The sequence below is a fragment of the Rhodococcus spongiicola genome (assembly GCF_004011835.1).
GTDB classification, from domain to species: domain Bacteria; phylum Actinomycetota; class Actinomycetes; order Mycobacteriales; family Mycobacteriaceae; genus Prescottella; species Prescottella spongiicola.
In genome coordinates this window covers 429,599-444,504 of sequence record NZ_RKLN01000003.1, presented here as the reverse complement: position 1 = coordinate 444,504, position 14,906 = coordinate 429,599, and the positions used below count along the sequence as shown (strand labels likewise).

The 14,906-nt window shown below is 65.6% G+C and carries 16 protein-coding genes; 15 read left to right on the top strand and 1 reads right to left on the bottom strand.

The window, feature by feature from the left end:
* Window positions 1–86: 86 nt before the first annotated feature.
* The 10 genes from EF834_RS10085 (at window position 87) to pdxT (ending at window position 9,859) form a co-directional block, all read left to right on the top strand.
* Window positions 87–518 carry a TIGR02611 family protein gene (locus EF834_RS10085; RefSeq protein ID WP_127947341.1) on the top strand — a complete coding sequence of 144 codons (432 nt, stop codon included), beginning with the start codon at window positions 87–89 and terminating at the stop codon, window positions 516–518.
* A 109-nt stretch (window positions 519–627) separates the two neighbouring features.
* On the top strand, window positions 628–2,694 hold the full coding sequence (gene thrS, locus EF834_RS10080; RefSeq protein WP_127947064.1) for a threonine--tRNA ligase: 2,067 nt from the start codon (window positions 628–630) through the stop codon (window positions 2,692–2,694).
* Entirely contained in the window at window positions 2,691–3,251 is a 561-nt protein-coding gene (locus tag EF834_RS10075) for an HIT family protein (RefSeq protein WP_127947063.1), read from the top strand. The genes thrS and EF834_RS10075 overlap by 4 nt, the downstream gene beginning before the upstream one ends.
* Before the next feature lie 94 nt (window positions 3,252–3,345).
* Window positions 3,346–4,029 carry a phosphatidylinositol phosphate synthase gene (pgsA, locus tag EF834_RS10070; RefSeq protein ID WP_127947062.1) on the top strand — a complete coding sequence of 228 codons (684 nt, stop codon included), beginning with the start codon at window positions 3,346–3,348 and terminating at the stop codon, window positions 4,027–4,029.
* On the top strand, window positions 4,026–4,931 hold the full coding sequence (locus tag EF834_RS10065; protein ID WP_127947061.1) for a phosphatidylinositol mannoside acyltransferase: 906 nt from the start codon (window positions 4,026–4,028) through the stop codon (window positions 4,929–4,931). Before pgsA ends, EF834_RS10065 begins: the two co-directional genes overlap by 4 nt.
* Entirely contained in the window at window positions 4,928–6,055 is a 1,128-nt protein-coding gene (locus tag EF834_RS10060) for a glycosyltransferase family 4 protein (protein ID WP_127947060.1), read from the top strand. The genes EF834_RS10065 and EF834_RS10060 overlap by 4 nt, the downstream gene beginning before the upstream one ends.
* Window positions 6,052–7,068, top strand: coding sequence for an NUDIX hydrolase (locus EF834_RS10055; RefSeq protein WP_127947059.1), 1,017 nt, complete (start codon window positions 6,052–6,054; stop codon window positions 7,066–7,068). The genes EF834_RS10060 and EF834_RS10055 overlap by 4 nt, the downstream gene beginning before the upstream one ends.
* A gap of 163 nt (window positions 7,069–7,231) precedes the next feature.
* Window positions 7,232–8,134: a pyridoxal 5'-phosphate synthase lyase subunit PdxS gene (pdxS, locus tag EF834_RS10050; protein ID WP_328590555.1), complete on the top strand. Its 903-nt coding sequence runs from the start codon at window positions 7,232–7,234 to the stop codon at window positions 8,132–8,134.
* A 121-nt stretch (window positions 8,135–8,255) separates the two neighbouring features.
* A complete protein-coding gene (locus EF834_RS10045; protein WP_127947058.1) occupies window positions 8,256–9,077 on the top strand; it encodes an acyl-CoA thioesterase in 822 nt (273 codons plus the stop codon).
* Between the two features lie 176 nt (window positions 9,078–9,253).
* Entirely contained in the window at window positions 9,254–9,859 is a 606-nt protein-coding gene (pdxT, locus tag EF834_RS10040) for a pyridoxal 5'-phosphate synthase glutaminase subunit PdxT (RefSeq protein ID WP_235871093.1), read from the top strand.
* A 60-nt stretch (window positions 9,860–9,919) separates the two neighbouring features.
* On the opposite strand, the gene EF834_RS10035 is transcribed toward pdxT, so the two are convergent.
* Window positions 9,920–10,906, bottom strand: coding sequence for an alpha/beta hydrolase (locus EF834_RS10035; RefSeq protein WP_127947057.1), 987 nt, complete (start codon window positions 10,904–10,906; stop codon window positions 9,920–9,922).
* A gap of 302 nt (window positions 10,907–11,208) precedes the next feature.
* Between EF834_RS10035 and EF834_RS10030 the strand changes: the two genes are divergently transcribed.
* The 5 genes from EF834_RS10030 to yajC all read left to right on the top strand — a co-directional run bounded on the left by EF834_RS10030 (window position 11,209) and on the right by yajC (window position 14,874).
* Window positions 11,209–11,961: a YebC/PmpR family DNA-binding transcriptional regulator gene (locus EF834_RS10030; RefSeq protein WP_127947056.1), complete on the top strand. Its 753-nt coding sequence runs from the start codon at window positions 11,209–11,211 to the stop codon at window positions 11,959–11,961.
* 97 nt (window positions 11,962–12,058) lie between these two features.
* Window positions 12,059–12,673 (top strand): crossover junction endodeoxyribonuclease RuvC, encoded by a 615-nt coding sequence (ruvC, locus tag EF834_RS10025; RefSeq protein WP_235871092.1) that lies wholly within the window; start codon window positions 12,059–12,061, stop codon window positions 12,671–12,673.
* Complete coding sequence (ruvA, locus tag EF834_RS10020) at window positions 12,651–13,253, top strand: Holliday junction branch migration protein RuvA (protein WP_127947055.1); 603 nt, start codon at window positions 12,651–12,653, stop codon at window positions 13,251–13,253. Before ruvC ends, ruvA begins: the two co-directional genes overlap by 23 nt.
* Window positions 13,250–14,347 carry a Holliday junction branch migration DNA helicase RuvB gene (ruvB, locus tag EF834_RS10015; protein ID WP_127947054.1) on the top strand — a complete coding sequence of 366 codons (1,098 nt, stop codon included), beginning with the start codon at window positions 13,250–13,252 and terminating at the stop codon, window positions 14,345–14,347. The genes ruvA and ruvB overlap by 4 nt, the downstream gene beginning before the upstream one ends.
* 197 nt (window positions 14,348–14,544) lie before the next feature.
* On the top strand, window positions 14,545–14,874 hold the full coding sequence (gene yajC, locus EF834_RS10010; RefSeq protein ID WP_127947053.1) for a preprotein translocase subunit YajC: 330 nt from the start codon (window positions 14,545–14,547) through the stop codon (window positions 14,872–14,874).
* The last annotated feature ends 32 nt before the right edge of the window (window positions 14,875–14,906 follow it).

Here is a 14,906-nt window from a genome sequence, read left to right as displayed (position 1 = left end):
GGCGTGGACGTCTAGAGGGTGCGGACATGGGGGATCGGCCGGTGAATGAACATCCCCGCGAGGGACGGCAGGCGGCCGTCGAGTCGATGGAGGACGGATTCCACCCGATCGAGGCTCTCGAGGAGGTCGAGCACAGGTGGAAGCGGCGTCGCGCAAGGATTGCGGCGAACCCGTCGATGAACCTGGCGTACCGACTCGGCGTGGGTGTCGTAGGGGCGGCCGTCCTCGCGGTGGGGATCGTGGCGATTCCGTACCCCGGTCCGGGATGGCTGATCGTCTTCGCCGGTCTGGGTATCCTCGCGTCGGAGTTCGCATGGGCACATCGACTGCTGCACCGGGTCCGCGTGCGATACGACAGGTTCATGGCGTGGTTCTCGCGGCAATCCGCCGTCGTCAAGGGTTTGGGCGTGCTGTTCACCACGATCGTCGTCCTCGCGACTCTGTGGGTGCTCGGGACGTTCGAGTTGCTCGGAACGTGGGTGGGGCTCGACCAGCCGTGGCTGGAGAGCCCGCTGTAGCGGCCGATCCCACCGACGGTGGGATGGCTCCACTGGTGACGATGCGACCCCGATAACATGAGATCGCCCTTATCCGAGGGCGCACCCTCGCACCTAGGAGCGCATCGTCGTGACCACCGCCGCATCCGTCACCCCAGCCGCACGTGTCAAAGTGCCTGCCGGGAGTACTGCGGGCACGGCGGTGCGTGAGGCCGGGCTTCCTGGCAAAGGGCCCGATGCGGTCGTCGTCGTCCGCGATGCAGATGGGCAGTTGCGGGATCTGTCGTGGGCGCCGGACGCCGACGTGGAGATCGAGGCCGTTACCGCGGACACCGAGGATGGTCGCAGCGTGATCCGGCACTCGGCCGCGCACGTCCTCGCGCAAGCCGTCCAGCAGGAGTTCCCCGAGGCCAAGCTCGGTATCGGCCCGCCGATCAAGGACGGCTTCTACTACGACTTCCGTGTGGACCGTCCCTTCACGCCGGAGGACCTCTCGAGGCTCGAGAAGCGGATGAAGCAGATCGTCAAGGGCGCCCAGCGGTTCTCTCGTCGCGTCGTCGAGGACATCGAGGACGCTCGTGCCGAACTTGCCAATGAGCCGTTCAAGCTCGAGCTGATCAGTGACAAATCGAGAAGCGACGAGTCGCTCACCGACGACCCCGAGGTGATGGAGGTCGGTGGCAATGAGCTGACGATCTACGACAACCTCGACCCGCGCACCGGAGAGCGGGTGTGGGGCGACCTGTGCCGCGGCCCGCACATTCCCACCACCAAGCACATCCCGGCTTTCAAGCTGACCCGCAGCTCAGCCGCCTATTGGCGCGGTGACCAGAGCCGCGAGGACCTTCAGCGCATCTACGGCACAGCGTGGGAGTCGAACGAGGCGCTCGACAGGCACCTCGAGCTGCTGGCCGAGGCCGAGCGTCGCGACCACCGCAAGCTCGGTGCCGAGTTGGACCTGTTCTCGTTCCCCGACGAGCTCGGCTCGGGGCTGCCGGTGTTCCACCCCAAGGGCGGAATCGTCCGTCAGGAGATGGAGGACTACTCGCGAAGGCGACACGTCGAGGAGGGCTACGAGTTCGTCTACTCTCCGCACATCACCAAGGGTCATCTGTACGAGGTTTCCGGTCACCTGGACTGGTACCGCGACGGCATGTTCCCGGCGATGCACATCGACGAGGAACTGAACGAGGACGGCACCGTCCGCAAACCCGGCCAGGACTACTACCTCAAGCCGATGAACTGCCCGATGCACAACCTGGTGTTCGCGTCACGGGGACGTTCCTACCGCGAGCTGCCGCTGCGCATGTTCGAGTTCGGTTCGGTGTACCGCTACGAGAAGTCCGGCGTCGTGCACGGCCTCACTCGCGTCCGCGGCATGACGCAGGACGACGCGCACATCTACTGCACCAGAGAGCAACTGCGCGACGAGCTGACCACGGCGTTGCAGTTCGTGCTGGGCCTGCTCGCGGACTACGGACTCGAAGACTTCCACCTCGAGCTGTCGAGCAAGAACCCGGACAAATTCGTCGGCGACGACGCGCTGTGGGAGGAGGCCACCGAGACCCTGCGTGAGGTCGGCGAGGCATCGGGTCTGGATCTGGTGCCCGACCCAGGCGGGGCGGCGTTCTACGGCCCGAAGATCTCCGTGCAGGTGCAGGACGCGCTCGGTCGCAGTTGGCAGATGTCGACTATTCAGCTCGACTTCAACCTGCCCGAGCGTTTCGATCTCGAGTACACCGGCCCCGAGGGCACCAAGCAGCGCCCGGTGATGATCCACCGCGCACTGTTCGGTTCCATCGAGCGGTTCTTCGGCGTACTCACCGAGCACTATGCGGGCGCTTTCCCGGCGTGGCTCGCACCCGTTCAGGTCGTGGGCATCCCGGTCGCCGAAGCGCACCAAGACCACCTCTTCGAAGTCGTGGGGCAACTCAGAGCGATCGGTGTACGTGCCGAGGTGGACGGGAGCGACGACCGCATGCAGAAGAAGATCCGCACCCATACCACCCAGAAGGTGCCGTTCATGCTGCTCGCAGGTGAACGCGACGTCGAAGCCGGTGCGGTGAGCTTCCGTTTCCGCGACGGCACGCAGATCAACGGCGTCGCCGTCCCCGAAGCAGTCAATATGATCAGCGAGTGGATCGCGCGACGTGAAAACGCCTCGCCCACAGCTGAATTGCTCGGTGGTGCGCGGTGACCGGTCAGCCGAACGACAACATCGAGAACGGCGCCCTCGTCGACACGGGCCCGGGCGATCCCGACCGGCTGCAGCGGTTGTGGTCACCGCATCGGATGTCGTACATCGCGGAAGCCATCAAAACCTCGAGTTCGAGTGAGGGGCCGTTCAGCGAGATCCCGAAGATGAGCGACGAGGAGGGATTGATCGTCGCTCGGGGCGAGTTGGTATACGCGGTGCTCAATCTGTACCCGTACAACCCGGGCCACTTGATGGTCGTGCCCTATCGTCGCGTTTCGGCGCTCGAGGATCTGACAGTCGAGGAAAGCGCCGAGTTGATGGCGTTCACACAGCAGGCGATCCGCGTCATCAAGCGGGTCTCTCGCCCGGACGGTTTCAATGTCGGTCTCAACCTCGGTGCGGCCGCCGGTGGATCGCTTGCCGAGCACCTGCATCAGCACATCGTTCCGCGCTGGGGCGGTGACGCGAACTTCATCACCGTACTCAGCGGCGCGAAGGTGATGCCGCAGTTGCTGCGCGAGACGCGGGCACTGCTCGCGGGGGCCTGGAACGAGTGATTCACGAAGGTCGGCTGGCTCGCAGCGTGGGAGGATTGGGCTCTGGGTCCGAGAAGGCCCGGCACCGCGACTTGAACAGGGAGGGGGGAGTGGAATGCTGAGTTTCTTCGGGCGTGCCTCGGTATCCAAGGTGACAGCGCCGATGGGCCGCGCCTTGGTGAGGACTGGGCTGACCCCGGACGCGGTCACGGTGATCGGCACGGTCGCGAGTATCGTCGCTGCGCTGACCCTCTTCCCGTCTGGGCATCTGTTCTGGGGAACCATGGTGATCTGGTTCTTCGTGATGTTCGACATGCTCGACGGCGCCATGGCACGCGCCCGTGGTGGCGGCACGCGATATGGCGCGGTGCTCGACGCGACATGCGACCGCATCGCCGACGGTGCGATCTTCGCGGGCCTGGCGTGGTGGGCCGTCTACCACGAGAACAGCAAGAGTCTGCTGGTCGCGACGCTGATCTGTCTCGTGACATCGCAGGTGATCTCGTACGCGAAGGCACGTGCGGAAGCGAGCGGGCTGTCCGCGGACGGCGGTCTCATCGAGCGTCCGGACCGGCTGATCATCGTGCTGGTGGGTGCCGGCCTGACGGGTATCGCAGGCTATTTCGGCATCGGATGGCTGCATTGGGCGGTGTACGTCGCGATGTGGATCCTCGCGGTGGCGAGCATCATCACGGTGTTCCAGCGCGTACTCGCCGTCCGCAACTCGTCCGGCGCGCGTGACCTGCTTCCGGCCGCACCCCGTGCCGAGCAGAACCACGGAGCAGGGGAAGGCCCGTGACGTTCTCCGAGCGGGCCACCGATCTCGGCTACGCGGCCGGGTGGCGGATCGTGCGGGCACTGCCGGAGCGACTGGCGGTCGCGGTGTTCGATGCCGGCGCGGATTTCGCCGCCCGGCGGGGCGGGGGCCCGCAGCAGTTGCGCCGGAACCTTGCCCGGGTGCTCGGGGTCCCTCCGGGGCAGGTACCCGACGACCTGATCCGGGATTCGCTTCGTTCGTACGCACGCTATTGGCGCGAGGCGTTCCGGTTGCCGTCGATGGACTTGGCGGCGACCACGGCGACAATCGACCCCTTCGTTTCGGGAGTCGAGTACCTCGACAAGGCTATGGCCGACGGCAAGGGCGCCATCCTGGCGCTGCCGCACAGTGGCAACTGGGACATGGCCGGGGTGTGGTGCACGCAGACGTGGGGCGGGCTGTCCACGGTCGCCGAACGCTTGAAGCCGGAGTCGCTCTACCAGCGATTCGTCGAATATCGTGAGGGCCTCGGCATGGAGATCTTCCCTCTCAGCGGTGGTGAGCAGCCGCCGTTCGAGGCACTGACGACGCGATTGCAGGAGAACAAGGTGGTGTGCCTGCTCGGTGAGCGGGATCTGGCGGCGAAGGGCGTGCCCGTGACGTTCTTCGGCGAACCCACCCGAATGCCGGCGGGCCCGGCAAAGCTCGCCATCGACACCGGTGCGCCACTACTGCCGGTGCACTGCTGGTTCACCGATGACGGGTGGGGCTTTTCGATCGACCCGCCGATCGACGTCTCGGACGGGCTGGCGTCGGCGACGCAGGCACTGGCCGATCGCTTCGCCGCGAACATCGCCGCTCATCCGGCGGACTGGCACATGCTCCAGCCGCTGTGGCTCGGCGACCTGTCCGAGGCTCGTCGCGCACGTATGGAGTCGCCGTGAAGATCGGCATGGTGTGCCCATACTCCTTCGACGTGCCCGGCGGAGTACAGGCGCACGTCGTCGAGCTTGCCGAGACCCTCATCGAACGGGGGCACAAGGTCAGTGTCCTCGCACCGGCGTCCGACAGAACCGTGCTGCCGGATTTCGTCGTCTCGGCGGGCCGTGCCGTCGCTATCCCCTACAACGGGTCCGTCGCCCGCTTGACGTTCGGACCGTTGGCCTATGCGCGGACCAGGCGCTGGATCGCCGAGAACGACTTCGACGTCCTGCACATTCACGAGCCGAACGCGCCGAGTCTGTCGATGCTCGCGATGAAGATCGCGGAAGGCCCGATCGTGGCAACGTTCCACACATCGACGACGAGGTCGTTGGTTCTCAGCACCTTTCAGGGCGTACTCCAGCCGTACCTCGAGAAGATCAGCGGGCGTATCGCGGTGTCCGCGCTGGCGCGCCGCTGGCAGGTCGAATCGCTCGGCTCGGATGCGGTGGAGATCCCGAACGGTGTCGACGTCCCAGCCTTCGCGAACGCAGCACCGCTGCCCGGCTACCCACGCCCGGGCAAGACGGTGTTGTTCCTCGGCCGGTACGACGAGCCCCGCAAGGGCATGGCGATACTGCTCAGTGCGTTGCCTGAACTCGTCGAGAAATACCCCGATCTCGAGATCCTCGTGGTCGGTCGCGGCGACGAGGACAAGCTGCGCAGGGAAGCGGGGCAATACGCAAGACACCTGCGCTTGCTCGGACAGGTGAGCGATGCGGAGAAGGCGTCGGCACTGCGTAGCGCCGATGTGTACTGCGCCCCGAACCTAGGTGGTGAGAGCTTCGGAATAGTGCTCGTCGAGGCGATGGCGGCGGGAGCACCTGTCGTCGCCAGCGAACTGGACGCCTTCCGGCGCGTCTTGCGGGACGGCACGGCGGGGTTGCTCGTACCGGTCGGTGACTCGGCGGCTCTAGCGGCCGCGATCGATACCGTGCTCGGTGACGAGGACCGACGTCGGGCGCTGACAGATGTTGCGGGCGTTGTGGTGGGCGAGTACGACTGGCCGGTCGTGGCGGAGCAGATCCTGCGGGTGTACGAGACGGTCACGGTCGGTTCTGACGGTGTGAGAGAGGTAGGCGCATGACCTTCTCCGCCCTGACGATTCTGATCGTGGCGTTCGTCGCCGCCGTGATCGCGGTGATGGGTGCGTGGGCGTATGCGAGTGCGAATCGACTCGACCGGCTGCACGTGCGTTCCGATCTGTCGTGGCAGGCGCTCGATGCGGCGCTCGCGCGAAGGGCCGTGGTCGTGCGGGCGATCGCGTCGTCCGTGGCGTATGCATCTATCGAAAGCAAACGACTGACGGCGCTCGCTGACCAGGCTGAACGGGCGAACCGCGCGCAACGTGAGGCGGCCGAGAATGCGTTGTCGGGGGCATTGACGACCCTCGACAACACCAGTCTCCCGCCGCAGCTGGTCGCCGAGCTGGCGGATGCCGAAGCGCGTGTGCTGATCGCTCGACGGTTCCACAACGACGCTGTGCGCGACACCCTCGCCCTGCGTACCCGGCGTCCGGTCCGGTGGCTGCACCTGGGTGGAACGGCACCGCTGCCGACGTACTTCGAGATTGCCGAGCGGACCCAATCACAAGGCCCGGAACTCGACGAGGTTCGAACGTCGGCCCGGGTCGTGATGCTCGATCAGAGCGGTCGGGTGTTACTGATGCGGGGGCACGATCCCGAGACACCCGAGGCAGCGTTCTGGTTCACCGTCGGTGGTGCCGTCGAGACGGGTGAGACACTCCGCGCTGCGGCTGTGCGCGAGATCCGTGAGGAGACCGGCCGGGCCGTGCCTACCGAAGCGCTGCGGGGCCCGTTGTGGCGGCGGGTGGCGGTGTTTCCGTTCGCGGGTGAGCTGATCCGGTCCGAGGAGTTGTTCTTCGCGGTACGGACCGACGAGTTCATGCCGCATCGTGACGGCTTCACCGAATTCGAGCAGCAAACGATCACCGAACATCGCTGGTGCACCGCGCCGGAGATCCGGGAGATACAGCGGAAGGGTGAACCCGTGTACCCGCAGGATCTGCCGGATCTGCTCGACGAGGCGAATCTCGCGGTCGTTCGTCACGAGGAGCCCGAGGTCCACGCGATCCGCTGATATGACGCATGCCACAGCGGTTGGCTATCCCGGCACTGGATATCGGGACCGTCGCCGCCGCGTCCTAGAATTGCCAATGCACCGAATCACCAATGCACTGCGGGGCCGTGCGGAACCGTAGGCGCCAGACCGTCAGAAGCCGGCGAGAACCCAGGAGTTTGCTGTGAGCACCCCCGACACCACCCCCATGACCGGCACTGCGCGCGTGAAGCGGGGCATGGCCGAGATGCTCAAGGGCGGCGTCATCATGGACGTGGTCACCCCCGAGCAGGCGAAGATCGCCGAAGACGCAGGCGCTGTTGCGGTCATGGCCCTCGAGCGGGTCCCGGCCGACATCCGTGCTCAAGGCGGTGTCTCGCGCATGTCTGACCCGGACATGATCGACGGCATCATCCGCGCCGTGTCCATCCCCGTCATGGCCAAGGCGCGCATCGGCCACTTCGTCGAAGCCCAGATCCTGCAGTCCCTCGGCGTGGACTACATCGACGAGTCCGAGGTCCTTACGCCCGCCGACTACGAGAATCACATCGACAAGTTCGCCTTCACGGTCCCGTTCGTGTGCGGTGCCACCAACCTCGGAGAGGCCCTGCGCCGGATCAACGAGGGAGCGGCGATGATCCGCTCCAAGGGCGAGGCCGGTACCGGCGACGTCTCCAACGCCACCACTCACATGCGCAAGATCCGCCAGGAGATCCGCCGCCTGACCTCCCTCCCGGAGGACGAACTCTACGTCGCGGCGAAGGAACTTCAGGCGCCCTATGACCTGGTCGTAGAGGTGGCCAAGGCCGGCAAGCTCCCGGTCACCCTGTTCACCGCCGGTGGCATCGCGACCCCTGCGGACGCGGCGATGATGATGCAACTCGGCGCCGAGGGTGTGTTCGTCGGCTCGGGCATCTTCAAGTCCGGCAATCCGGCAGAGCGCGCGTCCGCAATCGTGAAGGCCACCACCTTCCACGACGACCCCGACGTGCTCTCCAAGGTCTCTCGCGGCCTCGGTGAAGCCATGGTTGGCATCAACGTCGACGATCTCCCCGCCCCGCACCGGCTCGCCGAACGCGGCTGGTGATCTGAACCCGGTCGATTTGAGAGACCCCGCGGAGGTGGTGGGGACCCGATACGGTCCCCACCACCTCCGTCTCTCGCTCGTTGCTAGCCTGAGCGAGCGTCCCCGTAGAAGGAGTCTCGTCATGGCGAAGATCGAGCAGATCCTGGAACTCGAGCGGCTCGAGAAGGACATATTCCGGGGGATCGCCATCGAGACCATGCTGCCGCGAACCTTCGGTGGCCAGGTCGCCGGACAGGCACTGGTGTCTGCAGTCTGCACCGTCGACAAGCACTTCAACGTCCATTCGCTGCACGGCTACTTCCTCCGCCCGGGCAATCCTGCGATGCCGATCGTCTACCTGGTGGACCGGATCCGGGACGGCCGCTCGTTTGCTACCCGCCGGGTGACGGCTGTTCAGGACGGGCAGGCGATTTTCACGATGTCGGCGTCGTTCCATGTATTCGACGAGGGCATCGTGCACGCAGACGAGATGCCGCCCGTGCCGGCGCCGGAGGACCTGCCCGATGCGTCGACGTTGGTCTCGGAGGAGATTTCCTGGGAGTTCCGCGAGTGGGCGGACTGGGATCTGCGATACGTTCCGGCCGACCGGATCGCTCGCAAACCCAGTGTCACCGTCCAGCAACAGGTTTGGTTCCGCTCGCGCGAGGCACTTCCTGACGATCCGGTCTTCCACGTCTGCACGCTCGCGTACATGAGTGACATGACCCTGCTGGGGTCGGCCAGTACCATTCACCCCGACGCGCAGATCCAGAGCGCGTCGCTCGACCACGCCTTGTGGTTCATGCGGCCCTTCCGCGCCGACGACTGGTTGCTCTACGACCAGACCTCGCCGTCCGCGGGATTCGGGCGCGCGCTGACGCAGGGACGGATCTTCGATCGCAGTGGCAACCTCGTTGCGGCGGTAGTGCAGGAGGGGCTGACCCGCCTGCTGCGGCAGGACTGATCGCATGCCCCTGCGCACGCGGCCCCCTCACCTGGATGTTGTCCGCCGGACAGGTCTGGATGGTGTCCGCCGGACAGATCTGGATGGTGTCCGCCGGACAGTGGGCAACGGGACCGTGGGCGCCTGCTGATAACGTTTTCGTGTCAGAGGCGTCGAGCAGTTCAGGACTTTCATCAGTGGCAAACCAACCGACCGTCGGCGTACTCGCTTTGCAGGGAGACGTTCGTGAGCACCTCGCGGCAGTCGAATCCTGTGGGGCGCGGGGCATCGGCGTGCGGAGGGTGTCGGAGCTCGAATCCGTGGATGGACTTGTGATTCCGGGCGGCGAATCGACGACTATGAGTCGTCTGCTGACGGTTTTCGATTTGCTCGAGCCACTGCGCGCCCGGTTGAAGGCCGGCATGCCCGCGTACGGGTCGTGCGCGGGAATGATCCTGCTCGCGAGCGAGATTCTCGACACCCGCCCGGACGCCGAACACCTCAACGGGCTGGACATCACCGTGAGACGGAATGCGTTCGGCCGTCAGGTGGACTCGTTCGAGGCGGATCTGGATTTCGCCGGCATAGACGGAGGTCCAGTGCGTGCGGTGTTCATCCGAGCACCGTGGGTCGAGCAGGCGGGGGCGGGCGTCGACGTGCTTGCGCGGGTGCCGGAAGGTCCCGCCGAGGGGCACATCGTGGCCGTTCGGCAGGATGATGTTCTCGCGACCTCGTTCCACCCCGAGGTCACCGGCGACCTCCGAGTTCACCGTCTGTTCGTGGACATGGTGCGGGGTAACTGACAGCCGCACCCGTCACCACTGGGCGTTCAAGACCACTGGGCGTTCAAGACCACTGGGCGTTCAGGACCACTGAGCGTTCAGGGCGTGGAGGATCTGCGGGCGTGCCTTCCACAGCTCTTCGGCCCAATACGCCCAGGAGTGCGTTCCGGCATTGGTGAAGTCGTATGTCGCAGGGATGCCGAGCGAGTCCATCTTCAGCTGGAACGCCCTCGTGTTCGCCAATGCGATCGCCTCGAGGCCCATCGCAGTCGAGGTGTTGAATGATCCGACGAAGCCGACCGGGTTGTCGAACTCGCCCATGAGGCCGTTACCGGACGAGATGTACAGCGAGGTCCCACGAAGCAGTGGGGCGAAGACGAACGGATCGTTTCGAAGCCACGCAGTGCTCCACGGCGGACCCCACATCGAGTCGACGTTGAAGCCGCCGGCGTCCAGCATGGCGACACGGATCGCCTCACGCATGCCGGGTGCAGAGATGTTGAGATAGCCGGAGAAGGAGCCCGCGAACTTGAACTGATCCTTGTGGTATGCCGCCAGCGTCAGTGCGGCCGAGCCGCCCATCGACAGACCCACGACGGCGTTGTTGGACCGGGAGACGCCCCGGGTCGCGAGGTAGGCAGGCAGTTCCTCGGTGAGGAAGGTCTCCCACTTGTAGGTGATCTTCTGTCCGTTGATATTGCTGGGTGCGTACCAATCCGAATAGAAGCTGGACTGGCCGCCGACGGGCATCACGAGCGTGATGTTGTCCCTGCGGAATTGCTGGAGAGCATTCGTCTCGAACGACCACGCGTTCTTGTCGTCGCGGGCGCGCAGGCCGTCGAGCAGATACAGGGCAGCATTGCCGCCGCGGGCGGCCCACTGGATCTGCACCTTGATCGGCCCCATCGTCGAGTCGACGAAGACCTCCTCGTAGCCGCCCTTGGGAACGGCGCCGGCCATCGAGGTACCGCTGACGACCGCGAGAGTGGGGAGCAGGAGAGTCGCCGCCGCAATCGCGATCAATCGCTGCCGCAAACGTCTGGTGAATCCTGGTCGCTGAATGCGCATTCGCTCGCCTTCCCCCCAAAAAACGATCTCCGCGTTCGCATTTCCGCATGCCCCCGCACGCAAGAATGCCTTTCCGCCGTACTCGAGGTCACACCAGGGCTGTTCCTGGAAGGCTGCATTGCGCCGGATCAGCTGTCCTCGAAACACCGCAACTTCAACCAGATCGTGACCTCCCCGAGGATACGGCGTACCCGGTGGCTGAACGCAGACAGGTAGCATCGAGCCTCCGACAATTGTGCAGTCGTTTGCCGTGGGATTTGTCGTATCTGCCCACGGGATGCTGCAGGAAGGGGCTCCCACGAATGAGCGGCCACTCCAAATGGGCCACCACCAAGCACAAGAAGGCCGTGATCGACGCCAAGCGCGGCAAGATGTTCGCAAAGCTGATCAAGAACATCGAGGTGGCGGCACGCACGGGTGGCGGCGATCCGGCGGGTAATCCGACGCTGTTCGACGCCATCCAAAAGGCCAAGAAGAGCTCGGTCCCCAATGACAACATCGAGCGGGCCCGTAAGCGCGGTGGCGGTGAGGAAGCCGGCGGCGCCGATTGGCAGACCATCATGTACGAGGGCTACGGGCCGAATGGCGTGGCGGTTCTCATCGAGTGCCTCACGGACAATCGCAACCGCGCTGCCGGCGAGGTGCGGACCGCGATGACCCGCAATGGTGGCAACATGGCCGATCCCGGTTCGGTCTCCTATCTGTTCACCCGCAAGGGCGTCGTGATGCTCGAGAAGAATGGTCGCAGCGAGGACGACCTCTTGGAAGTCGTGCTCGAGGCCGGCGCCGAAGAGATCAATGATCTTGGCGAGTCCTTCGAGATCGTCTGCGAGGCCGGTGACCTGATTCCGGTTCGTACCGCACTCGTCGAGGCAGGCATCGAGTACGAGTCGGCTGACCCGGACTTCCGAGCATCCGTCGAGGTGCCGGTCGATGCGGACGGCGCGCGCAAGGTGTTCAAGCTCGTGGACGCGCTCGAGGACTCCGACGACGTCCAGAACGTCTACACCAATATCGACGTCTCGGACGAGGTCCTCGCCGAACTCGACGCCTAGTCGCAGGCGGTGCACCAACTGCGTGTTGGTCGGCGATCATGCGCCCACCTCCGCTATGATCGAACAGCTGTTCGGAGATAGTGCGAGAGGTGGGCGCGTGCGTGTTCTGGGTGTCGATCCCGGTCTTACGCGGTGCGGTTTCGGTGTCGTGGATGCTGGCCGGGGGCGTGACGTCAAGCCGGTCGCGGTCGACGTCGTGCGCACTCCGCCGGACATGGAACTCGCGTCTCGCCTGCTACGGATCTCGGATGCGGTCGATGACTGGCTCGACCGGTACCGGCCCACCGTCGTCGCGGTCGAGCGGGTGTTCTCGCAGCACAATGTGCGGACAGCGATGGGTACCGCGCAGGCAGGCGGGGTCGTGGCGCTCGCAGCCGCCAAACGGGGGATTCGGGTGTGCTTCCATACACCGAGCCAGGTCAAAGCCGCGGTTACAGGTAGTGGAGGCGCCGACAAGAAGCAGGTCACCGCGATGGTCACCCGGATCCTGGGACTCGACGCCGCGCCAAAGCCCGCCGACGCGGCCGACGCGCTCGCGCTTGCGGTCTGTCATTGTTGGCGCGCCCCGATGCTCGATCGGATTGCTGCCGCGGAGGCCGTAGCGGCCGAGCAGAAGCGGCGATACGAGATGCGGCTCAAGGGCACCAGGGCGGACCGCGGTGGCAAGTCGGCCGGAAAGGCAGGGACAGATGATCGCTTCGGTACGAGGTGAGGTTGTCGAGATCGGGTTGGACCACGCGGTGATCGAGGCTGCAGGCGTCGGCTACCGGCTCAACACGACTCCCGCCACGCTGGCGACGCTTCGCCGAGGGCAGGAGTCCCGCCTGTTGGCGTCGATGATCGTCCGCGAGGACTCGATGACGCTGTACGGCTTCGCCGACAACGAATCGCGGGAGCTGTTCGGCCTCCTGCAGACGGTCTCCGGCGTCGGTCCGCGGCTCGCGATGGCAATCCTTTCGGTGCTCGAGCCGGAGGCACTGCGTAGCGCGCTTGCCGAGGGCAACGTGACCGCCCTCACCAGGGTCCCGGGCATCGGCAAGCGCGGTGCCGAGCGCATGGTCGTCGAACTTCGGGACAAGGTCGTCGCGGAGCCCGGCGCGGGCGAGATGCCAGGGGCGGCGTCGGGCACGTCGAGTGCGGTGCGCGGTCAGGTCGTCGAAGCGTTGACGGGACTGGGTTTCCGTCTCGATCAGGCCGAAAAGACCACGGACACCGTCGTTGCAACCAACCCGGATGCCGCGACGGCCACGGTGCTGCGATCGGCACTCGCACTGCTGGGTAAGACACGATGAACTTCGATACGGAGTCGGGGGACGAATCCGCCGTCACGGCCGACTTCGTCGCGTCGGACGGTGAGATCGAGGCCAGTCTGCGGCCGAAGGACCTGGACGACTTCATCGGTCAACCGCGCGTGCTCGAGCAACTCCAGTTGGTGCTGGCGGGCGCGAAGATGCGTGGCGGCACACCGGATCACATTCTCCTGTCGGGCCCGCCCGGTCTCGGCAAGACGAGTATGGCGATGATCATCGCCGCCGAACTCGGGACCTCGCTGCGGCTGACCTCGGGTCCGGCGTTGGAGCGGGCCGGCGACCTGGCTGCGATGTTGAGCAACCTGGTCGAGGGCGACGTGCTGTTCATCGACGAGATCCACCGGATAGCTCGGCCGGCCGAGGAGATGTTGTACCTCGCGATGGAGGACTTCCGCGTCGACGTGGTCGTCGGCAAGGGGCCGGGTGCGACGTCCATTCCGCTCGATATCGCGCCGTTCACGCTCGTCGGTGCGACAACTCGGTCGGGTGCGCTTACGGGCCCTCTGCGCGACCGTTTCGGGTTCACCGCCCACATGGACTTCTACGAGCCGGGGGAGCTGCAGCGGATTCTGCTGCGCTCGGCGGGCATTCTCGGTGTCGATCTCGGTGAGGAGGCCGGCGCGGAGATCGCGAGTCGATCACGCGGCACGCCCCGTATCGCGAACCGGTTGTTGCGTCGTGTGCGGGACTACGCAGAGGTTCGTGCCGACGGCGTCGTCACCCGCGACATCGCGAAGGCAGCTCTCGCGGTGTACGACGTCGATCCGCTTGGACTGGATCGTCTGGACCGCGCCGTTCTCGGCGCCTTGGTTCGTAGCTTCGGTGGTGGTCCGGTCGGGGTGTCGACGCTCGCGGTCGCGGTCGGGGAAGAGCCGAGCACGGTGGAGGAGGTGTGCGAGCCGTTCCTGGTGCGCGCCGGAATGATCGCCCGCACTCCACGTGGCCGGGTCGCGACGGCGGCGGCGTGGGCCCAGTTGGGGCTGACCCCGCCTCCCGACGCCGCGATGGGGGGTATAGAAGTGCGCCCACGCGAACCGCAGTTGGATCTCTTCGACGGGGAGCGGCCAGAATCCTGAGGCCCCGCCGCTGGACGAGCGCGTTCTGGCCGTGTTCGATATGAGCGAATGTTCGATATGAGCGAAATGGGATCGTTGACTATCTTCCTTTCCAGTGGGCTCCAGGTGGCACACTGGGAGGAGCACGGTACCGCCCCGGGCCGTGCTCGTAGTTGTGTGTAACGCCCTATGTGACGAAACCGAGGACTGACTTCCAGATGGAATTGCTCTTTCCCCTTCTCATCCTTGCCCTGCTGGTGCCGATGTTCCTCGGCATCCGCCGCCAGAAGAAGGAGATGCAGAAGACCGCCGAACTTCAGGACTCCCTGCAGGTCGGTGACCGCGTGATGACGACTGCAGGCCTGCACGCCACCGTTGTGGGTCTCGACGACGGGACCGTCGATCTCGAGATCGCGCCTGGTGTGGTCACCACGTGGACGCGCATGATCGTCCGTGAGCATCTCGTCGATGACACGGCCGACGACGCCGATGACGACTACATCGACGAGACGCCGGACGAAACGCAGCGTCGTCTGAACGGAGAGTAGTGCGGTAGTCGCCCTCGTCGGCAGGTCGCCGA